Annotated in this window: 23 protein-coding genes; 11 read left to right on the top strand and 12 right to left on the bottom strand. The window is 63.1% G+C overall.

The window, feature by feature from the left end; all coding sequences use genetic code 11:
• Positions 1-60: 60 nt before the first annotated feature.
• Positions 61-336 (top strand): metal-sensitive transcriptional regulator, encoded by a 276-nt coding sequence (locus AC0IW9_RS17540; RefSeq protein ID WP_471649569.1) that lies wholly within the window; start codon positions 61-63, stop codon positions 334-336.
• A gap of 47 nt (positions 337-383) precedes the next feature.
• On the opposite strand, the gene AC0IW9_RS17535 is transcribed toward AC0IW9_RS17540, so the two are convergent.
• The 5 genes from AC0IW9_RS17535 to AC0IW9_RS17515 form a co-directional block, all read right to left on the bottom strand.
• Positions 384-698 (bottom strand): hypothetical protein, encoded by a 315-nt coding sequence (locus AC0IW9_RS17535; protein WP_471649568.1) that lies wholly within the window; start codon positions 696-698, stop codon positions 384-386.
• A 191-nt stretch (positions 699-889) separates the two neighbouring features.
• On the bottom strand, positions 890-1,369 hold the full coding sequence (locus AC0IW9_RS17530) for a DUF411 domain-containing protein (RefSeq protein ID WP_471649567.1): 480 nt from the start codon (positions 1,367-1,369) through the stop codon (positions 890-892).
• Entirely contained in the window at positions 1,366-2,715 is a 1,350-nt protein-coding gene (locus AC0IW9_RS17525; protein ID WP_471649566.1) for an ATP-binding protein, read from the bottom strand. Before AC0IW9_RS17525 ends, AC0IW9_RS17530 begins: the two co-directional genes overlap by 4 nt.
• On the bottom strand, positions 2,712-3,506 hold the full coding sequence (locus AC0IW9_RS17520) for a response regulator transcription factor (RefSeq protein ID WP_471649565.1): 795 nt from the start codon (positions 3,504-3,506) through the stop codon (positions 2,712-2,714). The genes AC0IW9_RS17525 and AC0IW9_RS17520 overlap by 4 nt, the downstream gene beginning before the upstream one ends.
• 31 nt (positions 3,507-3,537) lie before the next feature.
• Positions 3,538-3,741, bottom strand: a complete 204-nt coding sequence (locus AC0IW9_RS17515; protein WP_471649564.1) for a heavy-metal-associated domain-containing protein — start codon at positions 3,739-3,741, stop codon at positions 3,538-3,540.
• A gap of 371 nt (positions 3,742-4,112) precedes the next feature.
• Here AC0IW9_RS17515 and AC0IW9_RS17510 point away from each other — a divergent pair, with 371 nt between their 5' ends.
• Entirely contained in the window at positions 4,113-4,436 is a 324-nt protein-coding gene (locus AC0IW9_RS17510; protein WP_471649631.1) for a four-helix bundle copper-binding protein, read from the top strand.
• A gap of 49 nt (positions 4,437-4,485) precedes the next feature.
• The gene (locus AC0IW9_RS17505) at positions 4,486-4,998 is read left to right on the top strand and encodes a DUF305 domain-containing protein (RefSeq protein ID WP_471649563.1); all 513 of its coding nucleotides are present in this window, start codon (positions 4,486-4,488) and stop codon (positions 4,996-4,998) included.
• Positions 4,999-5,039: 41 nt separating this feature from the next.
• On the opposite strand, the gene AC0IW9_RS17500 is transcribed toward AC0IW9_RS17505, so the two are convergent.
• A complete protein-coding gene (locus AC0IW9_RS17500; RefSeq protein WP_471649562.1) occupies positions 5,040-6,455 on the bottom strand; it encodes a calcium-binding protein in 1,416 nt (471 codons plus the stop codon).
• A gap of 524 nt (positions 6,456-6,979) precedes the next feature.
• Here AC0IW9_RS17500 and AC0IW9_RS17495 point away from each other — a divergent pair.
• The 5 genes from AC0IW9_RS17495 to AC0IW9_RS17475 all read left to right on the top strand — a co-directional run bounded on the left by AC0IW9_RS17495 (position 6,980) and on the right by AC0IW9_RS17475 (position 12,069).
• Positions 6,980-8,929 carry a copper resistance system multicopper oxidase gene (locus tag AC0IW9_RS17495; protein ID WP_471649561.1) on the top strand — a complete coding sequence of 650 codons (1,950 nt, stop codon included), beginning with the start codon at positions 6,980-6,982 and terminating at the stop codon, positions 8,927-8,929.
• 16 nt (positions 8,930-8,945) lie between these two features.
• Positions 8,946-9,779 carry a copper resistance protein B gene (locus AC0IW9_RS17490; RefSeq protein ID WP_471649560.1) on the top strand — a complete coding sequence of 278 codons (834 nt, stop codon included), beginning with the start codon at positions 8,946-8,948 and terminating at the stop codon, positions 9,777-9,779.
• 362 nt (positions 9,780-10,141) lie between these two features.
• Positions 10,142-10,498, top strand: coding sequence for a hypothetical protein (locus tag AC0IW9_RS17485; RefSeq protein ID WP_471649559.1), 357 nt, complete (start codon positions 10,142-10,144; stop codon positions 10,496-10,498).
• A 261-nt stretch (positions 10,499-10,759) separates the two neighbouring features.
• Positions 10,760-11,173, top strand: a complete 414-nt coding sequence (locus AC0IW9_RS17480) for a copper resistance CopC family protein (protein ID WP_471649558.1) — start codon at positions 10,760-10,762, stop codon at positions 11,171-11,173.
• Complete coding sequence (locus AC0IW9_RS17475) at positions 11,170-12,069, top strand: copper resistance D family protein (RefSeq protein ID WP_471649557.1); 900 nt, start codon at positions 11,170-11,172, stop codon at positions 12,067-12,069. Before AC0IW9_RS17480 ends, AC0IW9_RS17475 begins: the two co-directional genes overlap by 4 nt.
• Positions 12,070-12,555: 486 nt before the next feature.
• Here AC0IW9_RS17475 and AC0IW9_RS17470 read toward each other — a convergent pair whose 3' ends face one another.
• Both AC0IW9_RS17470 and AC0IW9_RS17465 read right to left on the bottom strand, forming a co-directional pair.
• Complete coding sequence (locus tag AC0IW9_RS17470) at positions 12,556-12,918, bottom strand: HU family DNA-binding protein (RefSeq protein ID WP_471649556.1); 363 nt, start codon at positions 12,916-12,918, stop codon at positions 12,556-12,558.
• Between the two features lie 226 nt (positions 12,919-13,144).
• The gene (locus tag AC0IW9_RS17465) at positions 13,145-13,345 is read right to left on the bottom strand and encodes a hypothetical protein (RefSeq protein WP_471649555.1); all 201 of its coding nucleotides are present in this window, start codon (positions 13,343-13,345) and stop codon (positions 13,145-13,147) included.
• Positions 13,346-14,023: 678 nt separating this feature from the next.
• Between AC0IW9_RS17465 and AC0IW9_RS17460 the strand changes: the two genes are divergently transcribed.
• From AC0IW9_RS17460 to AC0IW9_RS17450, 3 genes are all read left to right on the top strand, one after another.
• The gene (locus AC0IW9_RS17460) at positions 14,024-14,965 is read left to right on the top strand and encodes a recombinase family protein (protein ID WP_471649554.1); all 942 of its coding nucleotides are present in this window, start codon (positions 14,024-14,026) and stop codon (positions 14,963-14,965) included.
• Between the two features lie 85 nt (positions 14,966-15,050).
• Positions 15,051-15,275 carry a hypothetical protein gene (locus tag AC0IW9_RS17455; protein ID WP_471649553.1) on the top strand — a complete coding sequence of 75 codons (225 nt, stop codon included), beginning with the start codon at positions 15,051-15,053 and terminating at the stop codon, positions 15,273-15,275.
• Positions 15,276-15,560: 285 nt separating this feature from the next.
• Entirely contained in the window at positions 15,561-16,358 is a 798-nt protein-coding gene (locus AC0IW9_RS17450) for an NYN domain-containing protein (protein ID WP_471649552.1), read from the top strand.
• Positions 16,359-16,625: 267 nt separating this feature from the next.
• On the opposite strand, the gene AC0IW9_RS17445 is transcribed toward AC0IW9_RS17450, so the two are convergent.
• The 4 genes from AC0IW9_RS17445 to AC0IW9_RS17430 all read right to left on the bottom strand — a co-directional run bounded on the left by AC0IW9_RS17445 (position 16,626) and on the right by AC0IW9_RS17430 (position 20,113).
• A complete protein-coding gene (locus tag AC0IW9_RS17445; protein ID WP_471649551.1) occupies positions 16,626-17,894 on the bottom strand; it encodes an IS256 family transposase in 1,269 nt (422 codons plus the stop codon).
• A gap of 138 nt (positions 17,895-18,032) precedes the next feature.
• Entirely contained in the window at positions 18,033-18,515 is a 483-nt protein-coding gene (locus AC0IW9_RS17440) for a GNAT family N-acetyltransferase (RefSeq protein ID WP_471649550.1), read from the bottom strand.
• Positions 18,516-18,975: 460 nt separating this feature from the next.
• Entirely contained in the window at positions 18,976-19,311 is a 336-nt protein-coding gene (locus AC0IW9_RS17435; RefSeq protein ID WP_471649549.1) for a hypothetical protein, read from the bottom strand.
• A gap of 79 nt (positions 19,312-19,390) precedes the next feature.
• Positions 19,391-20,113 (bottom strand): ParA family protein, encoded by a 723-nt coding sequence (locus tag AC0IW9_RS17430; protein ID WP_471649548.1) that lies wholly within the window; start codon positions 20,111-20,113, stop codon positions 19,391-19,393.
• Positions 20,114-20,130: the final 17 nt, after the last annotated feature.

Here is a 20,130-nt window from a genome sequence, read left to right as displayed (position 1 = left end):
CGGGAGGTCTCTCCGCTGTCGGTCCTTGATACCTATACCCAGTAGGGGTATCATTCAAGAATGCAGCACACCACACGAGATACCTGCCTTCAACGGCTTGGCCGCATTGAGGGGCAGGTGCGCGGCATCACCAAAATGGTGGCCGAGGACCGCTACTGCGTCGACGTCATCACCCAAATCACCGCCGTGCGAGCGGCGCTCCGGCGGGTCGAGGAAGAGATCCTGCGCGACCACACCGCCCACTGCGTGGAGGATGTCATCGCGTCCGGCGATCCGGCCGCACAGCGCCGCAAAGTCCAGGAGCTGGTCGGCCTTCTTACCCGCGCCAGCCGGTAAAGATCTGCGGGTCTCGCTGACGTCCGCTGTCGCCAGTGTCGGCTTGCTTACCGTGCTGGCGGCGGGCTCATCGAGCGATCCATCTGGGCGCACTGGGCCATCATCTGCTGCATCTCAGGCGTCATGCGCCCGCCCTGCTGCCGCATCTGCGCGCAATGGGCCATCATTGCCTGATGATCCATGCCCGCCATGCTGTGGCCCTGCATGCCGGACATGTTATGGCCCTGCATCCCCTGCATACCGCTCATCCCTTGCGCGGACGCTGCCGGCGGGGCGCTTTGTTGCTGCGGTGCGCAGGCGGCAAGTCCGCCGGTCAGCAGGAGCGCCAGGCTTGCGGCCATTCCATTCTTCCATTTTGTCATGCTTCTTTTCCTTATGTTCGATCGTGCCGCACCGGCCTGCCCTACGCGAATCCGCGCGAGCCACCCTCCATGGTTGGACTTGGCAACGCCAATGCCCAGCGCGAGTGGCGCTAGAACAGCGCCAGCAATACTTTGTCGTATTGCGCTCGTTATGCAGAACACCGGGCGGGCCGTTGCCAGCCATGTCAGCTTCAGACTTGTTGCTTACCCCGAAAGCGCATAAAGACGCGGTGTGGATGGCCGTCCGCAAAGGCGATGACGTCGTACCTGTCGTCGGGCTGGCCCGGAATCTCCATTCCCGGCGATCCCAGCGGCATGCCAGGGACCGCTAAGCCGCGAATACCGCTTGGGCGTTCTATTAACAGTCGCAGCACGGCCGGGGCCGGCACATGACCTTCCAGGGCGTAGCCGCCCACCCACGCGGCATGGCAGGAGAGCAGGTCGGCGGGAATCCCGAGCTGTCGCCGCGCCGCGGCCACCGACGCGACGTGATGCTCCTCCACCTGAAACCCGGCCGCGCGCATATGGTCAACCCAGCCGCCACAGCAATCACAGGCCGGGTCGCGCCAAACCTGTAGCCGCCGGTGCAGGGCCTGTGCCGCACCGGGTGTCGCCGCACCGGGTGTCGCCATTCCCAACGCCACGATCGTCCAAAGCCATCGACGCCTCATCTTGGTCCCTCTCCGCCTCTTGGTTCGTCTCGCGGCAGTTCGACGACGGCCGCGAGGCCGCCGCCCGAACGATTGGTCAAGACGAGTGCCCCGCCATGCCGCTGTACAATCTGGCGGGCGATGGTCAGACCCAAGCCGGATCCGCCCGTGCCGCGGTTACGCGACGCCTCCAGCCGCCGGAATGGCTCGAACACTGTCTCCAACGCCTCCGGCGGGATCCCGGGGCCGTTATCATCGACCCGGACCACCACGGTGGCCGGCAGGCCTTCCAGCGTCACTCGCCCCCCACCGCCATATTTCACCGCATTGTCGATCAGGTTGGCAAAAGCGCGCTTTGCCGCTACGGGCCGCAGCCGCAGCTGAAGCTGGCTGGGACCGTCATAGGCCACCGTCGCTCCACGGTCGGCCACGTCATCGCAGAGCGTCCGCAAAATAGCAGCGAGATCGGCGGAACGGACGGCTTCGCTCTCAGTGTCTCCACGCAAATAGGCGAGCGTCGCTTCCACCATGGCTTCCATCTCCTCCAGATCGGCATCGATGGCGCGCTGGGCTTCCATGTCCTCCAGAAACCCTGCCCGGAGCCGCAAGCGTTGAATGGGGGTGCGCAAATCATGGCTCACCGCGGCCAATGCTTGCGTGCGGTCCGCGATCAGCCGATGAATGCGCGCCTGCATAGCATTGAAGGTGCGGGCGGCGTCACGGACTTCGTTTGGACCCTCTTCGGCCATCGGCACGGGCGCCGCCCCTTTGCCAAAGCCTTCGGCCGCTTCGGCCAGCCGGCGCAGCGGCAGGGTAATCCAACGCACGACAAGGACCGACGCCAGCACGATACCGATCGCCATCGCGCTGAGCGACGCCAGCGAGTTATGACCGGGCGGCCGGGGCGGCTGGTCAAGCAACGGGCTAGCAAAGGTGAACCAAGTGCCGTCCGCGAGCGGCATGCTGCCCTGAATCCGCCGCTCCTCGCCGGCCGCCATGTCATATCCGATATGCAGCCCTGTCAGCTGCGGCGCCAAGCTCTCCAGCCGCCCCCGCAGCGCCGTCAGCGCCGCTTCATCCAATGGATTGGCCGGCACATCGCGGCGCCAGGTAATGTCGAGCGCCGTAGAAGAGAGCGCCCGCGCCGCGGAGTCGCGCATGTCTTCGGGCAAGGCGCTCAGGGTGCGCCGGGCAGCGGCCAGGCATTCCGCCACCTGCAGCTCGCGTCCGTCCTCGACCGCCCCGTGCACGCCTTGCTGGAGCAACCAAACACTGCCCAGATGGAAGATCAGCAATCCGGCGAGCAAGGTCAGCGTGGTCCGTCCGGCAAGGCTTCCCGGCAAAATGCGGTCCAATGCCCTGTTCACGCCGTGCGTTCCACCGCGGCAAGAAAAATATATCCCGACCCGCGCACCGTTTTGATCATGGCCGTGCCGCCCTCCTCCTCGATCTTGCGTCGCAAGCGGCTGACTAAAACATCGACACTTCGATCGAACGGGTCTGCGAGCCGTCCCCGCGCCAGTTCGGAGATCTGATCACGCGCCAGCACCCGTTGTGGGTGCTCGAGGAAAGCCAGCAGCAGGTCGTACTCGGCGCCGGAGAGATCCACCACAGCGGCGCTGGGCGAGATCAGCTCACGTCGTGCCATATCGAGCGTCCATCCGGCAAAACGGAGCTGGCGGGCAGTAGCGCCGGTTACCAGTTCGGCCGAATTAGGAGCCGGCGCCCGAGCGCGGCGCAGCACGGCGCGGATGCGCGCCAGGAGCTCCGGCCGTCCAAATGGTTTTGGCAGATAGTCGTCTGCTCCCAGATCCAAGCCCAGAACACGGTCCGCTTCCTCGCCCTTGGCCGTCACCATCACCACCGGCGGCGAACCCGGCCTGGCACGAAGGGCCCGTAGAAGCTCCAAGCCGGACTGTCCGGGCAACATGATGTCCAGCAGCACCAAGTCGACCTCGGCATGCCCGAGTGTTTCCCACATTTCCCGTCCATCGCGGACCCCAGTGGCACGAAAGCCATTTTCGCGCAGCAGACGAGTGATGAGATGCCGCACCGGCCCATCATCTTCCACAATCAGGATATGAGCCTCCGGCTCCAAACTACGCCGCGTTGGCAGCTCGGGGCCTGAACCGCCTTTCGGATCGCGCGGCGTGTTCATGACCAAGCTGGCCAGGCCGATACCGACTGCATTACGCCGCGAGCCTCTGCTCCTCGAAGCCGGCATTGCGCAGCGCGTGGGACAGACGGTCATCGCTGGTGCAGCTTTCCACGGAAATCTCGCGTCGGGCGAGATCCACGTGGACCTCCGCCTTCGGATCAACGCCTCGCAGGGCAGCGGTCACGGCTCGGGCGCAACCACCGCATCGCATGTTCCCAACCTTGAAGCGGACCATCTGAATCTCCCGATACCGAACTCTGACGGCCGACATGGGGTCTCCCATTGTGGGAAGGTCAAGCATTGCAACGACTTGGCAGCCTGTCGGACATGCTTTGTCGCAATCAGTCCGCAAACCGGCTTCAGCATTCCTCGTTCATTCCGTCGGTCTTGGTTGTCTCGACACGGAGATCAGGTAGATCAGCCTGCCTTTATCAACATATGACTTAATCAGAATCGACCTTTTACGCAATATCTTGCAACGTCGGAGAAGCGTTACCGATGAGCTCCTACCGATAGCTGCGTTTTGCTCGACATACTGCTTTTGGTCATGCGCTGGTAAAGAGCGACCCAGTGCACAACTCAAGAAGGAGAACTGTTTTGCACCACATGACCGCTGAAATGCAGGCCTGCATCGACGAGTGCTTGCGTTGCCACAGCACGTGCCTTGGCATGGCGATGAACCACTGCCTGGAAGCGGGCGGCAAACACGTCGAGCCTGAGCATTTCCGTTTGATGCTAGCCTGTGCCGAGATGTGCCAAACCTCTGCCAACTTCATGCTGATCGGCACCCGGCACCACAAGCATACCTGCCGCGAATGCGCGGAGATTTGCGAGGAATGCGCCCGCAGCTGCGAACAGGTCGGCGGCATGGACGATTGCGTCCAGGCCTGTCGCCGTTGTGCTGAGAGCTGCCGCAAGATGGCGGCCTGATGTCGCGGCCGCGTCCGGGGCCGGACCCACTCCAGATACGTAAGGCCCCATGATGAGCTACGCCCGCTTCGCTACGATGATCGCGACCTCGACCGTCGTGATGTTCGGCCTGATGTATCTCAACACCTACGCGCTCGATCACGTCCTTTATAGTCAGACGCGCACCTGGATGGCCGTGATGATGGGCGCCGTGATGGCCGTCATCATGATGTTATTTATGCTGAAGATGTACGCCAGCAAGCGGGCGAACATTGCTATTATCTTGGGCAGCGTGGTGATCGCCGCGGTGGCCCTCTGGCTGGTGCGCAGCCAGCAGACCGTCAGCGATGTCGCCTATATGAAAGCGATGATCCCACACCACTCGATTGCCATTATGACCAGTGAGCGTGCCCATCTCCGCGACCCGCGCGTCCGACGTCTCGCCGACCAGATTATCGAGGCGCAGGTCCGTGAGATTGGCGAAATGAAAGAGTTGATTGCCGATCTCGAGCGGAGCCCTACACCGTCGGATGCACCCGACTTGCCGCCCCGAGACACGTCAGCCGCAGCATCGACCCGGTAACTAGATGCGCCGGCCCCACAATGGAGCCGGCGCACTGCTGGTCAGCTGAAGATATACCAGGATCCCACGTCACTTATGCCGTCGACAAACTGCGGCGTCTCAAACATGAAGTCGCTCTGCCGCAACTCGTCCTTGGCCACCCCAAGCAGCAGGACGGAGCCGTCGTTTGTTCCGTCATGGTCGACGTCCCAGGCCACTTCAGCGCCGAGTTTCATGTCCTGCACCGTGACGTCGCTCGCTTCAATATCGCGGAAGGCGATATGATCAAATAAGCCCTGCGCCAAACCGGTCGCGCGGAAATCGAGCACCACATCATCCCCACTGTCGGGCGAGACCATGAAGGCGTCTGAGCCCGAACCGCCCAGCAAGATGTCATTGCCAGGCCCGCCCTCAAGCATGCCGTGGCCGGGGCCTTCGGCGAGCCAGTCATTGCCCGGTCCCCCCATGAGCTCGTCGTTCTCGGCGTTGCCGATCAGGCGATCGTTGCCGGGACCACCTTCCAGCTGGTCCGGTCCCGCGCCCCCGCGCAGCCAGTCATTGCCTGCACCGCCGTCGAGCACGTCGTCCCCTTCCCGTCCCGATAGGCGGTCATCGCCTGCTCGACCGAAGATCTGGTCCCAGGCGCTGCTGCCGCGCAGTTGCTCGGCGTCATCGGTTCCAATGATGGCGGCATAGCTATCGAACGAAAGGGTGCGGGCGTGCTCACCGTCAGCCGGGACCACGCCGGTATTCACCGGAGGCAAGGCTCCGGTGATGGACGGGCCGTCCTCACTTGGGCTCGGACGCTCCTCTGTTGGTCCCTCGGGTGCACGCGCCGCCGGCGGCAGGTCTGGCTGGTTGAAGAACATGAAATCATCCTGCGACAGCTCGGCCTTCTGCACGCCTTCAAGCAGCACCGAACCGTTGTCCCAACTGACCTTCACGCCCCCGTCCGTATCGATGACCGTCAGGTCGACCCACCGAATGTCCTGAAGCGCCAGATGGTCACCCACCCCGGGGCCCGCGGTGAAATCACGGATGACGTCATCGCCTGAGCCCGGACGCACGATGAAGGCGTCGGGTCCCAGGCCGCCTACCAGGGTGTCGTTGCCTTCCTCTCCGTCCATGCTGCTATGACCGGGACCTTCGTCCAGATAGTCATTGCCCGGACCGCCCATCAACGCATCCGCATCCGCCGCACCGTACAGCGTGTCATTCCCCGCACCGCCATGCAGATGGTCCATGCCAGGCCCGCCGGAGAGCAGATCCGGCCCTTCGCCGCCGGTCAGGACGTCGCCCTCGGCGCCTCCTCCCAGCGCATCCGCACCCGCCAGGCTCCAGTAATGATCGGCGACATCCGTACCGCCGAACTGGTCCGTGCCCGGGCCACCAATAGCCAACTGGTGATCAGGCATGCCGGTGAACGCGGCCGATGCCTGCTCCTGCCCGGCCTCGCTGATCGTCCTATCGTTTCTCATGTCGTCCTCCGTCTTGTTGCTGGTACGGCTACCCGCCTTGTCTGTTGGGCTGCGCAGCGGCCAAGAACCCGACTGGATGACGTCAGTTCAAACGAAGTGCATGACATAGTATGTCAGCATCTCGATGGCAAAATATCTTCCAGGCCTCGCGGCTTTCGCCTTCCGTATTCTTTTTTTCTTTCACAACGCTCAATCGAGATTAAGTTTCGATATTAGATTATTGCGTCCAGTGTTGTAAGTAGTGGGCGTGATGAATCAGGCCTGCTTATGGGATGCGGTGACGCGTCGTTCGGTATTAGCTGCCGAGAGCCTTATGCAATCCATCTCAGTCATGCCGCGCGCACGAGCTGAACCGTCTGCCGGTCAGTTCGGTGCTGTCCTTGTATTACGTAGTATGTCCCAAGACCGTCTGTGCATTGAAGATCAAGTGCCAGCCCGGCAGTTTCCTTCGCTCAGGCCGGTACTGCCTGCTCGCCTTGCGAGCGAGATCGCTCGCTGCGCTTCGAGCGAAGGGTGATTAAAGGATGATAAAAATGCTTTGGTGCGCCATTGCGCGCTCGCTGCTGATGAGCCTGGTGCTGATCGCACTGGCCGTACCGGCCTTGGCACAGCCCATCGATCTGGTGCTTGAGCAGCGAACCGTGAACTTCAACGGGGAGGACCGTCCGGCCGTCACGGTCAACGGTCAATTCCCGGGGCCGCTGCTGCGCTTGCGCGAAGGCGAGGACGCCGTCATCCGCGTGACCAACAAGATGCAGGAAGCAAGCAGCATCCACTGGCACGGCCTGATTCTGCCAGCCACCATGGACGGCGCGCCCGGCTTCAGCACGGGCTTTGTACGCGGCATCGGCCCGGGTGAGACCTTTGAGTACCGCTTCCCCGTCGTGCAGTCCGGCACCTACTGGTATCATGCGCACAACCTCGATCATGAGCAGCGCGGCCTCTATGCGCCGATCATCATCGACCCGCGCGAGCCGGAGCCGTTCCGCTACGATCGCCAACACGTTGTCCAGCTTTCCGAATGGACCGACGAACGGCCGGCGCGGGTGCTACAGAACCTCAAGCGCGACCCGAGCTACTACAACTATAACCGCCGCACCCTGACCGATTTGCTGCGCGATTTGCGTCGTGCACCGGATGGCGATGCCCAGCGGGCCATTATCCAGAACCGCATCGAGTGGGGCAATATGCGGATGGATCCCACCGACATTGCCGATATCACCGGTGCGACCTACCGCTATCTGGTCAACGGCCTCCGGCCGGAGACGCCCGCGAACTTGTTGTTCCGCCCTGGTGAGCGGGTTCGACTGCGCCTGATCAATTCCGGTGCCATGACCTATTTTGACGTGCGTATCCCTGGCCTGAAGATGACTGTGGTGCAGGCAGACGGAAACAACATCCAGCCCGTCGTGGTCGACGAACTCCGGATCGCCGTGGCCGAAACCTACGATGTGATCGTCGAGCCGCGCGAGGACCGTGCGTACCAAGTTCTCGCCGAGACGATGGACCGGACCGGCTGGGCGCGGGCGCAGCTTGCGCCGCGCGCGGCCACACCGCCCGCGCCATTGCCGCCGCACCGGGCGCGGCCGATCCTGACCATGGCGGACATGTATATGACCCCTGGTCCTACCGGTCTCGATCGCGGCACGCCGCAGCCCGAGACCGACCGGCCCGGCCAGGTCGCTCCCATGGGCGGCATGAACCATGGGTCGATGGGCTCAGGCGCCATGGCCGGCGGTGCCGCGCCTGATCATGCAGCCATGGGCCATGGCGCAGCCGCCGCCCCGGCGCAACCGCCGATGGCGATGAACATGCCGATGGACCATGCCGCCATGGGCCACGCCATGCCCCCGGTGCCGGTCCAGCAGGGCGGTGCAAACGGTCCTGGTACACCGCCTGCCACAACCGCCGGCGGCATGTCCGCGCATGCGGCGATGGGCCACGGCACGATAGCCGACCCGCTGACCCAAGATACCGGCGCACCGCCGGGCGCCCGTGTGTTGTCCTACCGCGACCTGCGGCCGCTACGCGCCGATCCGGAATACCGCCCCTACGACCGCATGATCGAAGTGCGGCTCACTGGCAACATGGAGCGCTACATCTGGTCGATGAACGGCAATGAGTTCTGGAACGCGCAGCCGATCGTCGCCCGGTTGGGAGAACGTCTACGCATCCGCTTCATTAACGAGACCATGATGAACCACCCGATGCATCTGCACGGCATGTGGATGGTGCCGGAGCTTGGCAAGGGTGCCTTCAATCCGCGCAAGCACGTGGTGAACATCAAGCCCGGCACAACGCAGGAGGTCGACATCATCGTCGATGCGGAGGGCGACTGGGCCTTCCACTGCCATCTGCTCTACCACATGGAATCCGGCATGATGCGGATCTTCCGGGTCGTGCGGGACGGCGCCCCGGTTGCGGCCGCGCCGCGGCAAACGTCCGCTGCGATGCCTGCGGCTCATTCTCACTAACGGCGCGGGGATCAGCATGACGTCCAAGTTCTTGCAGGTGATGGCGGTAGGCGTCTGGGCGCTGATGGCGCCCGCCGCCTGGGCACAGCAAGCCGGCGGCCACGAGGCGCACGCTACACCCGCGGCGCCACGCCCCTCCCCCGTGTCCGGCGGCAGCATGACCATGGCCAGTGCGGACGAGCATAGCGGCCATGCGCCGCTGTATTTTGGGGCAGTCCTGTTTGACCAGCTCGAGATGCGCAGCAACGGCCGCGGCAATCCCCTGTTTGCCTGGGAGGGGCTCGGCTATTACGGCAACGATTATCATCGCATCTGGGTCAACGCTCGCGGTGAAACGAACCGCGACCGCGGCGGGATGGAGCGGGCCGAGGTGCAAGCGCTCTACTCCCGCCTCGTCGGCTATTACTGGGATGTCCAGGTCGGCGTGCGCCATGATTTTCAGATCGATCCGCGGCAAGGCACGCCGTCCCGCACCTATGGTGTGTTCGGTCTGCAGGGCCTGGCGCCCGGCTTTTTCGAAGTCCAATTGCATGGCTTTGTCAGCGAACGCGGTACCCTGCTCGCACGTGCCGCCGCATCGTACGACCTGCTGATCACCAACCGCCTGATCCTGCAGCCCGAGGCGGAGCTCAATTTTGCTGCTGGGCGCGATAGCGATGCGCTGATCGCTCCTGGCCTTTACCGGGTCGAAGCCGGCCTGCGGCTGCGCTACGAGATCACCCGCGAGTTCGCGCCCTATATTGGCTACTCGTATGAATCCTATACTGGCGGCGCGGCCGGCCTGAACCGCCGCCTGGGCGAAAAACCCTCCCAGTCCACCGTCGTCGCCGGCATCCGGCTCTTCTTTTGACTTCACGCCGCAAGGCACATGCAGGGCCTATGCCTTGCATGTGCCCTGCGAACGCAAGCCATTCCTTCGCTGCCCACTCCGCCAGCATAGCAAGACGATGCGTCGAATTATCTTAAAGTATGGCTGGTTCATCAAAAATTGCCGAGCAAGTTAGCAATGTTGCTTCATGACAAAGCATTGCCGGACCGGCCAGGAGATGAACAAAATCAATCTATTAAACCATACTGTGCTCTGGTATCCCGGGTTGGTTACCTGGACGCCGTTGCGATACCATTGCACCAATGATAGTAAATATAAGTAGTGGTCTTCGAAACTAAAAATTTGCCTAACAACAAAAGAAGGCCGGGAACAAGGACATTGTCATGATTAGTAAATACGCCAGTCCTCTGCTTACGGGCTTTGCCGCCCTGCTGTTCGTTACCGGCAGCGCCATCGCTCAGCCCACCTTGTCGCCGCAAGGCAGCGGCAGCGCCGACGCCGAGATGGATCACAGCCGCATGGGCGGCCAAGGCCAGGCGACGCGGCCAGGAACACCGGCACCGACCTTGACGCCGCAGGGTGGCGGCAGCGCCGACGCCGCGATGGACCATAGCCGCATGGGCGGCGGCAACATGGGTAGTCCGTCGGGCGGCACGATCACTGGCAACAGTGGGAGCGGCGGCCCTGAGGTGCAGCACGGCCATGGACCAGCCACCCCGCAACCCCGCCGCACCAACTAATCTGATGCCCGTGGCGGTCCGCCGGCGCCGCCACGGGCAGTCGCCAGGAGATCACGATGAGCTATCTGCGAACTTCGATGCTGCTCACGGCGACTGCCGCCTTGCTCGCCGCCTGCGCGCCGTCCACCGCCGGACTTCAGCGCGCTGTCACGCCTGCGCATGCTTCAGGCGAGGGAGTACCGGGCGCAAATCAACGGCCCTCTGCGGCGCCGGCCGCGGCGCTGAATCCCGGCCGAGCACCCGTGACCGCCAACCCTGCTCATGTCCATTAACGCACCGAGGTATTGCATGCCCCCTGCCCTTCGCCATTCCCGCCGCATAGCGGCCGCCTTTGCCGTTTTGCTGGCGCTGGCGACTGCGGCACCGGCCGCGGCCCATTCCGACCTGCACCATTCCGAACCCGCCGATGGCGCTGTGCTACGCACAGCGCCTACCTCGATCCTTCTGGCCTTTCCCGTTCCGGTGCAGGTGATGACCCTGCGCCTGGTGGATCAGGCCGGGAAGGAAAGGTCGCTTCGACGTGAGGGTGATCGCACCGCCGCCACGAGCGAGGCCCGCGCCACGGTACAGGGCACGCTGCCGCCGGGCGACTACCGGATCGAATGGCGCGGCGCATCGCCCGATGGGCATGTCGGCGGCAGCGCAGTGCGGTTCCGCATCGAGCCGTCGCGGTGATTCTGGCGGCTTTGCAAAGCGGCCAAGTGGGGTATCCCGGCGCCGCCGTCGTGCTGCGCGCCGCCTATTATGTCGGCAGTCTTGGCGGGGCAGGACTGGCGTTTTTCGCCTTGTTATTCGGCACCCGCCAGGAGGCGGCCGATGCTGAGCGGCTACGCCGCTGGGCACGGGGTGCTGCGGTACTCGGGCTACTGGCCGCGGCCGGCGCGCTTGCCACCCAGGTTGGCGTGCTCACCGACGGTGAAACGCTCACCGATCCGGAGGTGTGGAAGGTCGTGCTCACCTCCAGGGCCGGCAGCTCCTACGGGCTGGGTGGCGCCGGCCTGCTGCTCGTCTCGTTGCTGGCTGTAGGCTCACGCTGGACGATAGCTGCAGCTCTCGGTGGCGTTCTTGTTTGCGCCAGCTACGCCCTGCTTGGGCATACCACCATGCTGACCCCGCGGCCGGTTCTGGCGGGGCTGTTGCTGGTCCATCTACTGGTGGCCGCCTTCTGGATCGGCAGCTTGCCACCCCTCGCCTGGAGCGCCAGGCGCGGAGGCCCGGCGGCGGCGCGCCTGGTCGAGGCCTGGTCGCGTGTCGCCATGATCGCCGTGCCGGTACTCGCGGTGGCCGGCCTGCTGCTCGCCTGGTGGATTTTGGGTGGCGTGCAGCAGCTTTTTGCCTCCTGGTATGGCTGGGCACTTCTGGCGAAACTTGCTCTGGTAAGCGTCCTCTTGGGCTTTGCCGCCTGGCACCATCGCCGACTAACTCCTGCCCTCGCTGCCAACATTCGAGGCGCAGGACGTCGGCTGGCTCGGTCGATCGCCATGGAAGCGCTAGTGGCCATGCTCGTGCTTTATGCGGCGGCCGAGATGGTCTCGACCTCCCCGGATACCCTGGTCCATGCGATGAACTAACCAGATGTCCGCCTAAGATAGGGGTGACCCGTCTCACAGTATGCAGGTTGCGAGGCCTCGCTTGGCCAGCGCCCTGCGGGCCTCTCTTGTGCAGATTAAGGCCGACATAGGTCATAGGCTCTCCACAACCCGTCTCGCCTCTGCAGAGTGCATGCGTGCGCCGGTGCTGGACTATCCGGCGCAGCCTGCATGCTGTGAGACGGGCTACCTTGCTCAGGCGGACATTCAGCCCCTCCAACCCCAGCTGCGCTACCATGGCTTCAAGCTGTGCCCTGTCACCCCCCCACGGCTAAGCAGTTTCAGCGCGTCAGATCCCGGCAGACCGACGGCCGCGCCAATCCCGGCAGGCGTGGAGATGCCGTGGTCGTCCAAGGCCTGCCGGATCATCATCCGCAGTCGGATCATTTCAATTGATCCGACTGCCGGACTCGGCGCTCCTCGGCCGTCATCCTTGATCTATTCCTGCAACTGGAAGGGTTTTCGGCGTCAGATGGCGTCCTTGAGTTCCTTGGCGGTGCTGAAGGCGATCTTCCTGCTTGCCTTGATCTCAATCACTTGGCCAGTAGCCGGATTGCGGCCGCTGCGAGCCGGACGATCGCGCACCTGAAGGATGCCGAGACCGGTCAGCCGGACCTTGTCGCCAGCCTTGAGCCGAACGGTGACGACGTCGACCAGCGAGCTCAGCACTGTTTCCATCTGCTTTTTCGTCAGTTCATTGGTCTTAGCCAACTCGGGTGCCAGCTGCTTAAGGGTCACCGTGGCTGGTGTAGGTGTCTTGACTGGCGGGATGGGCGTCTTGGTCGCTGAGGTCGGTGCCTTGGCTGGCGAAGTGGGCTGCTTCTTTGCCACGGTCTGATGCTCCAATGCCGCTGCTGAACGGAGATCGTCTGGATGATCGCTTTAGCCGAATCAGCGGCCATCGCTTGCACCGTTAAATCCCAGCTTGGCGACATGCGGCAATGGCATTTGGCGGTTGCGGCGGAAAGCCCATGGCGGTGCGCGAGACTGGTGCTGTAAACCTAACCAATGCTGTGGCAGGCAAGCCACTGATCACCGGATGGCATCCCTCCGATTGTCAGTTGGACACATCCTGAAAAGCGTCCAGGACTTCGGCCGCGATGGCGCTGGCCAATTCGGGCGGCAGGATCACGACGGGCAGCCACTGGCCGTCGGGATGGCGAAAGCGCGGCGGCTGCACGAGTAGGCTACCGTCCAGCTCATAAATGATGCTGATGCCCTGCACCGTCACCGCAACACCGGCAAGCAGGACTTCCAAACTAGCGAGGCCGAGAAGGCGCCCGCGGTCGCGGGCACGTTTAAGGCCCAACAAGGTGAAACTGACCTCGCGGTCTCGCGGTCCATGGCGGGTGTCTCGTGGGTGGCATCAGCTGGCTGCATAGCGCCATCTTAGCAGCATCGTACCGTGCCGCGGCTGCGCGGGATGCTACCACCCTGCCCCTATCAGCCGGACTGAAACGGAAATTCAGGGCAATCGTGCTGATGCCTGTATTTAGGCACGATAACAAAAAGTGCGCAGCGGTATTGCGCTAACTCATTGAGATCATGCGCCATTCCCCTACCCTTCTGATTTCCTGCCATCTCCGCCCCCATTCCGTCCGCTAAACCGCACTTCCTCGCAGATCAACCTCGCCGGCTAAGGCGGATTGGTTGTGGTGCAAAGCTGGCAGGCCCCCTGCGGTAATTCTGCAAGAAGTTGATTTTGCTCGGAACCTTCGCCCTGTGTGAAGCCAAGGAGGCTCCTTGGCACTCCCGCCTAGCCCCCATGTCAAAGCGCCATTTGTGTTCAGCCCCGTCCTCGAGTGCTTGAGGCGCGGGCTAATACGCTTGATTTCGCATCATTTTCAGAGGTTTTTTGCGTGTTCAAACGGTCGTTTCAGCGTAACTTGCCACGACTGAAAATGTACCCGCATTCGCGCAGAAAGCCTGCTCCCTCATGCCGCTGATCGGTTACGCCCGCGTCTCCACCGAAGACCAGACCCTAGGGCCGCAACTGGATGCCCTCCGTGCCGCCGGCTGCCACGAGGTGTTCGAGGAGTTTGGCTCCGGCGCCAGCCGATCCCGCCCCCAACTCGCCGCCGCCGTGGCACGGTTACAGCGCGGTGACACGCTGGTCGTGGCGCGCATCGACCGCTTAGCCCGTTCGCTCTCGCACCTGCTTGAGGTGGTCGAAACGCTGCGCGCCAAGGGTGCTCATTTTCGCTCGCTTGCCGACCCGATCGACACCTCGGGCCCCAGCGGCGTGCTCGTCCTGCAGATGCTGGGGGCGGTCGCGGAGTTCGAACGCAGCCTCATCCGGGAGCGCACCAAGGCAGGCCTGCAGGCTGCCAAAGTGCGCGGACGGGTGGGCGGCAATCCTGGTCTGCAAGCGCGCGATCCTGCCGTGCTGCGAAAGCTCGCCGCGTCGCGCCGGGCATCCCATCTGGCCAACTTGATGCCCGGACTGGACCAATGGTTGCCCCTGGTCCGTAAATTGCGCCCGACACAGCCTTGGCCGGAAGTCACAAAGGCGGTCAACCAGGCGCTGCCAGCCGGCCACCGCCACTTTACCGAGGACAGGCTAGTTCGAACGATCAAGCTGCTCGTTGCCGAGGCCTTGGCCGAACCGGAGATGCTGGGGACCACCCCACGACGGCATCCACGACAGCATTTGCGCGCCCGCCAGCGCGCCACGGAAGTCGTTGCTGCCTTGGTGGCGGGGCGCGACAGCATCACCCTTGCCCAGCTTGGGACCGAGCTTACCCGCCTTGGCCTTGCTCCCCCGCGCGGAGGGAACATCTGGGCGCCCTCTTCGGTCAAAACCTTGCTCGACCGGGCGCGCATGGCTGGTTTGCTGACGCCCTCTCAACATACGACGCCTTCCGCAGCAATCGAATGAGACGATGGCGACGGAAGGCACGGCCACGGCCACCCTTTTCACACCAGGCTGAAGTCTCGACCACGATGTGACGCAGGAGAGTATTATGATGAACGTAACGGATGAGCTGTTGGAGAAGATCGATCGCTACATCGAGGGCGGTGGGAACGGCGCAGGCTACAACCTACCTTTTCAGCAGGCACTCGAGAAGCGGATCGCCGAGCCGTGGGCGACGCAGGAGCAAATCGCCCAATTCCGGGACCGCTTGGCCAAGCTGCGCGAGCTACAGAAAGGGATACCGGGACCGCTCGGCGGCTCAACGTGGGGCTAAAGAGCTGGGGGCGGCAACGCCCTCGTCCCTGCCTCTCACCCTACAGAAGAACTATTATGGAGCCTTAGAATGATATTGAGATCAGGCGGTGGCGGCAACCGAAGCCAGCCGAGGCGAGCCCATCCCGACAGCCGGAACGACGCCACTCGGCATTTTATGGTAGACTTCATGCGATAGGCTCCTTATATAGGTTCCTGTAGCGACGGGCGGAGATTACGCACGTCTGGCGCAACGGTACTAAAAAGGACGCCTGCGGGCGTCCTTTGTCATTTGAGGAGCCTTTATATGCAACGGTCGGCGGTCTTCGTCGATGCGGGGTATCTGTTCGCGCAGGGGTCCGTTCTTCTCACCGGTACCCGTCAAGGCCGCGAGCTTATCTCTCTCGACATTCCCAAAGTCGTTGAAGCTCTGAAGCGGGTTGCACGGACAGCCTGCGATCTACCTCTCCTCCGAATCTACTGGTATGACGCGATGCGCGTCGGACGCCCTACGCCAGAACAGGCGGCCCTTGCAGACTCCAACGAGATCAAGGTCCGTCTTGGACAGATCAATTCGGCCGGAGAGCAAAAGGGAGTCGACGCTCTCATCATCACCGACATGGCCGACTTAGCGCGTAATCACGCGATGACCGACGCCGTGTTATTGTCCGGCGACGAAGATGTTCGGGTTGGCGTAGTGTTAGCGCAGCAGTTCGGCGTGCGGGTGCATTTGATCGGCATCGAGCCGGCCCGCTCGAATCAGAGCAGATCCCTGATGCAGGAAGCGGACACTACAACGGAGTGGAATGCCGACGTCGTGCGGGAATTCTTGTCTTACTCGCCGCCTGCCTCTCCCGCGGCGGCAGCTGCGGTAACGGCGGGCACGGGGCTCGACGCACTCATTAACCCCATGATTACCTCTTTGGCTCCTGCAGATCTCTCTGGTCTGAAGACCCTGTTTCAGACCGGCAGCCAAGTTCCCGGCGACTATGACAGAACCCTGCTGCGCATCGGCCGGGCGCACTATGGACAGGACACGCTATCAGGGTCCGAGCGAACAACGCTCCGATCGACCTTCGTTCGCTTGGTAAAAGAACATCCATAAAATGATGGCGAAGCTCAAGCAGTTTTAGCTCGGTGTTGTTGAGAACAAATTAGTGACCTGCACTCTCAGCTGGATTCCAGACTGGAGTGTGATCATCCTGTATTATCGACACATAGCCGGGCGTGCCACATTCAGAGCCCCAGACGTCCCAACCCAAATCGTTGATTTCGGTCCAGACCGCCTCTTATGTGCCTGGATTTGCACTGTTTGCGCGGAGGCCCTGGCGCTTCATTAGAGCTATGCTGGAATTTGGGTGACGGCAGCCGGTCAGGCGGCGGTCTGTGCTGGCGTCTGGGTGACCTCGACGCCGTTCCTGAATGTGACGCCTTGGATGACCTTGGGCAACTGGTTCTCGCCTTTCAGCTTGCGCCAGGTTTTGGCGGCAGCCGTGACCAGCTTGAACACCATCAGCCGGGCGGTGTCCTGCGACAGCGCGCCCTTGGTCCGCACCGTCCGGTGCCGCACGGTGGCGAACACGCTCTCGATCGGGTTCGAGGTGCGCAGGTGGTCCCAGTGTTCGGCGGGGAAGTCGTAGAAGGTAAGCAGGGCGTTGCGGTCCTTCAGCAGGCAGGCGACGGCCTTGTCGTACTTGGCGCCGTACTTCCCGGCGAAGGTCGTGATCGCCGTCTCGGCTGTGGCGCGGTCCGGCGCCATCCAGACCTCGCGCAGGTCGGCCTTGGCCGCCGGCTGGACCGACTTCGGCAGCTTGTCCAAAACATTGACGGTCTTGTGCACCGTGCAGCGTTGATGCCGGGTTGTGGGCCAGACCTGCTCGAGCGCCTTCCAGAAGCCGAGCGCCCCGTCGCCGGTGGCCAGTTCCGGGGCGATCGCCAAGCCACGCGCCTTGAGGTCGACTAGCAGTTCGCGCCAGCTTTGCGTGCTCTCGCGCAGGCCGACCTGGAACCCGACCAGCTCCTTCCTGCCCTCCGGCGTGGCGCCGATCAGCACCAGCATGCACTCGGCCTGCGGCTCCATCCGCGCCTGCAGATAGACCCCGTCCGCCCAAAGGTAGACGTAGCGCCGGGCCGACAGGTCGCGCCGCTGCCAGCGTGCATGGTCCGCCTCCCATTCGCCCCGCAGCCGCGCGACCACCGACGGCGACAGGTTCGGGGCATCTTTGCCCAGCAGCGCCCCGAGCGCCTCCTGAAAGTCGCCCATCGAGACCCCGCGCAGGTAGAGCACCGGCAACAGGGCATCCAGGCTCGGCGTCCGCCGCGCCCAGCGTGGCAGGATGCTCGAGGTGAAGCGGATCCGCTCGACCGCCTCAACAGTGCCGCGGTCGCGCAGCTTCACCCGCCGCACCGCGACCGGGCCAATCCCGGTCTGCACCTGGCGCTCAGGGCCATGTCCGTGCCGCACCAGACGTTCCCGCCCGTCCGACAGCGGCACCCCCTTCATGGCTGCCAGGAACGCCTCGGCTTCCGCCTCAATCGCCTGTGCCAGTAACCGGCGGGCGCCGCTCCTCAGGATTGCGGTCAGCGGATCATCGGTCGTCTCCGCCTGACGAAATGGAACAACGGTGCTATCGCTGGTCATGGCGTATCGCTCCTTCGGGAGGTTCTGGCAGGCTCGTCACCCGCCTCGATACGCCGCCTTTCTCAAACCGCCGTCACCCAGTTTCGGCCATAGCTCCGCTTCATTAGGACCCATGGCGAAGCTGGTATGAAGCAGGTTCTAGCCACCTTGCCGACCTCTTGCCGCCAACTGATCGAGGGCGGCTCCATCGAGTACGTAGTAGACCTTGTCAGACCCACTCGCCCCCATCCCGTCGTAGAGCGCCCGTGCTGCCATGTTCTCTTTTGATGTAGACCACTCGATTCTAGTGCTGCCCGCGGCCTTCGCTGCACGAGCGATCCCCGCCATCAAATCCTGTGCGACACCTAGCCGACGTGCAGACTGGCCGACGTAAATCTGCTGGACGTAGGTGAAGCGAAGCAGACCGGCGACAGGGTAGAGGGATGTGAAGGTAGCGAAGCCCAGCAGACGGACATCATCGTGCGCCACGATGACATCAACCTGCTGAGCCTGCCGAACAACGTCCTCAGCAACAGCCAAGTCGGGTTTGATGGTGGCGCCATAAGATTTTGCCATTTCCACCATCAAGCCAGCTAAGGCTTGAGCGTCAGCAGCCTCGAAGTGACGAACTTGAATAGCCATGCTTATCTCCACCCCCTTATGACCCACTGCAGCCGGCCGCGGAGTGATGACTAGCTATGACCGCCTGCTCCGCATTGCTGATCGCCTAAGTGAGGTTGGGGCCGGTAGTGCTGCAGCGGACTGCGCGATCCACCAGGCGTTTAGCTGGGAGGGACAGGCGCTCCCCTACACCATGGACGAGGCCGCTACGCGAACGCTGCTGCCCCCAGGCTTCGAGTGGATGGCAATGACTTGGACTGCAGGATGGGTCTATGCCCCCTGCCGCCGCGCCGGTATCGCACCTGATGGCTTCAGCTATCCTCACCACGGCCAGTGGGGCCGTTCGATCCCGTTGTCGCTCAGTGGCAGTGCGCTACGAGCTTGGGCGGCACTGACGCGCTTAGGCGAGGGCTGCTAGCGGAAGCTATGGCTGCTAGTGCTAGCTAGCGTCTGCTAGCAAGAGATATGGACGCTAGCGCCGCTATTCGTCATAGCGGCGGCGGGTCTCCTGACGGACGAGATCGACCTCGGGAACCTCATGGCCGTCAGACTGCAGCAGTTGAGCAATAAGCCGCCGGGTGCTGCCACGCTCCTCTGAAAGTCGGGCAAGGAGTTTGGCCAGTCCCTTGCTGGCGCGGAAATTGACCTGCACCAGCTCGACCCTTTGCGGTGCCGGCGTTGCAATCACCTTAGGGGGATCGACTTGTGACTGGACGTCAACGCGGCCCGACGTGGAAGGAAGATCGCCAGTCAGCGGCGCCAGTGCCCCAGCCAGTTCCAACCCCGACGGCCGGCGCTTGAGTCCAGAGGATGCCATCACCCTACTCCCTTTGACTACGCTATGGTTGCTATTGATGCTAGCGACGCGAGCGTTTGCTATCATCAGATAGCGCACGCTAACTGATTGTATTTGTTGACGCGGTAAGCAGGTCCGATTGGCTCGGCTGCCGCTGTGGGAACCTGGAATTGGCCGGCAGGATCCCGGCGCCGGTCAACTCGGTGACGAGCCGATCAATCTCCAGGCCAATCGTGCCAGAGGTCGGCACTCGCCCCGTGTAGCTCATTTTGCGGACCTCAGCCGAGCTCGAGACGTGCTGCCGCGCGACCGGCAGTAACAGACCGAGCGCGCTCTCGGCCTCTGCCAGCTCCTCCAGTGTCGCCCGCTCAGCCAGACCGCGTGGGTTCCAGGCTATGGGCACGAGCACATAAGGGATGATGCGCCGAGCTGACTTGCCGCAGGCCAACACCTGCTTGGCCGTCTTGATCGCCTCACGGGCGGTCCCCCGATCGGCCATCAGCGGAATAAGGACAGCGTCGGAGGTGGCGATTGCCATCGACGCAGTCTGGTTTGCAAACCCAGCTGTATCGCAGATCGCAACGTCATGGTTCTCGGCCTGAGCCTGAAGTGTGTCCACCACCTCGATGTGCCTGATCTCGGTCAGGCAGGTGAGGGACGGGCCCTCGTAGCCAAGCCCGTGCCAAGTCGCGAACGACGCGTTGGGATCCGCGTCAGTCACACTGATGCGGAGGCGCGATGCCAGGTTGGCGACCAAGAGGGTCGTAAGAGCTGTCTTGCCGCCGCCGCCTTTGCTCGTCGCAATCGTAACTATGCTGCCCATACTATCCCCCGATAGCG

The organism is Belnapia sp. AC561 (genome assembly GCF_979252845.1).
This window is presented reverse-complemented; position numbering and strand designations above follow the sequence as displayed.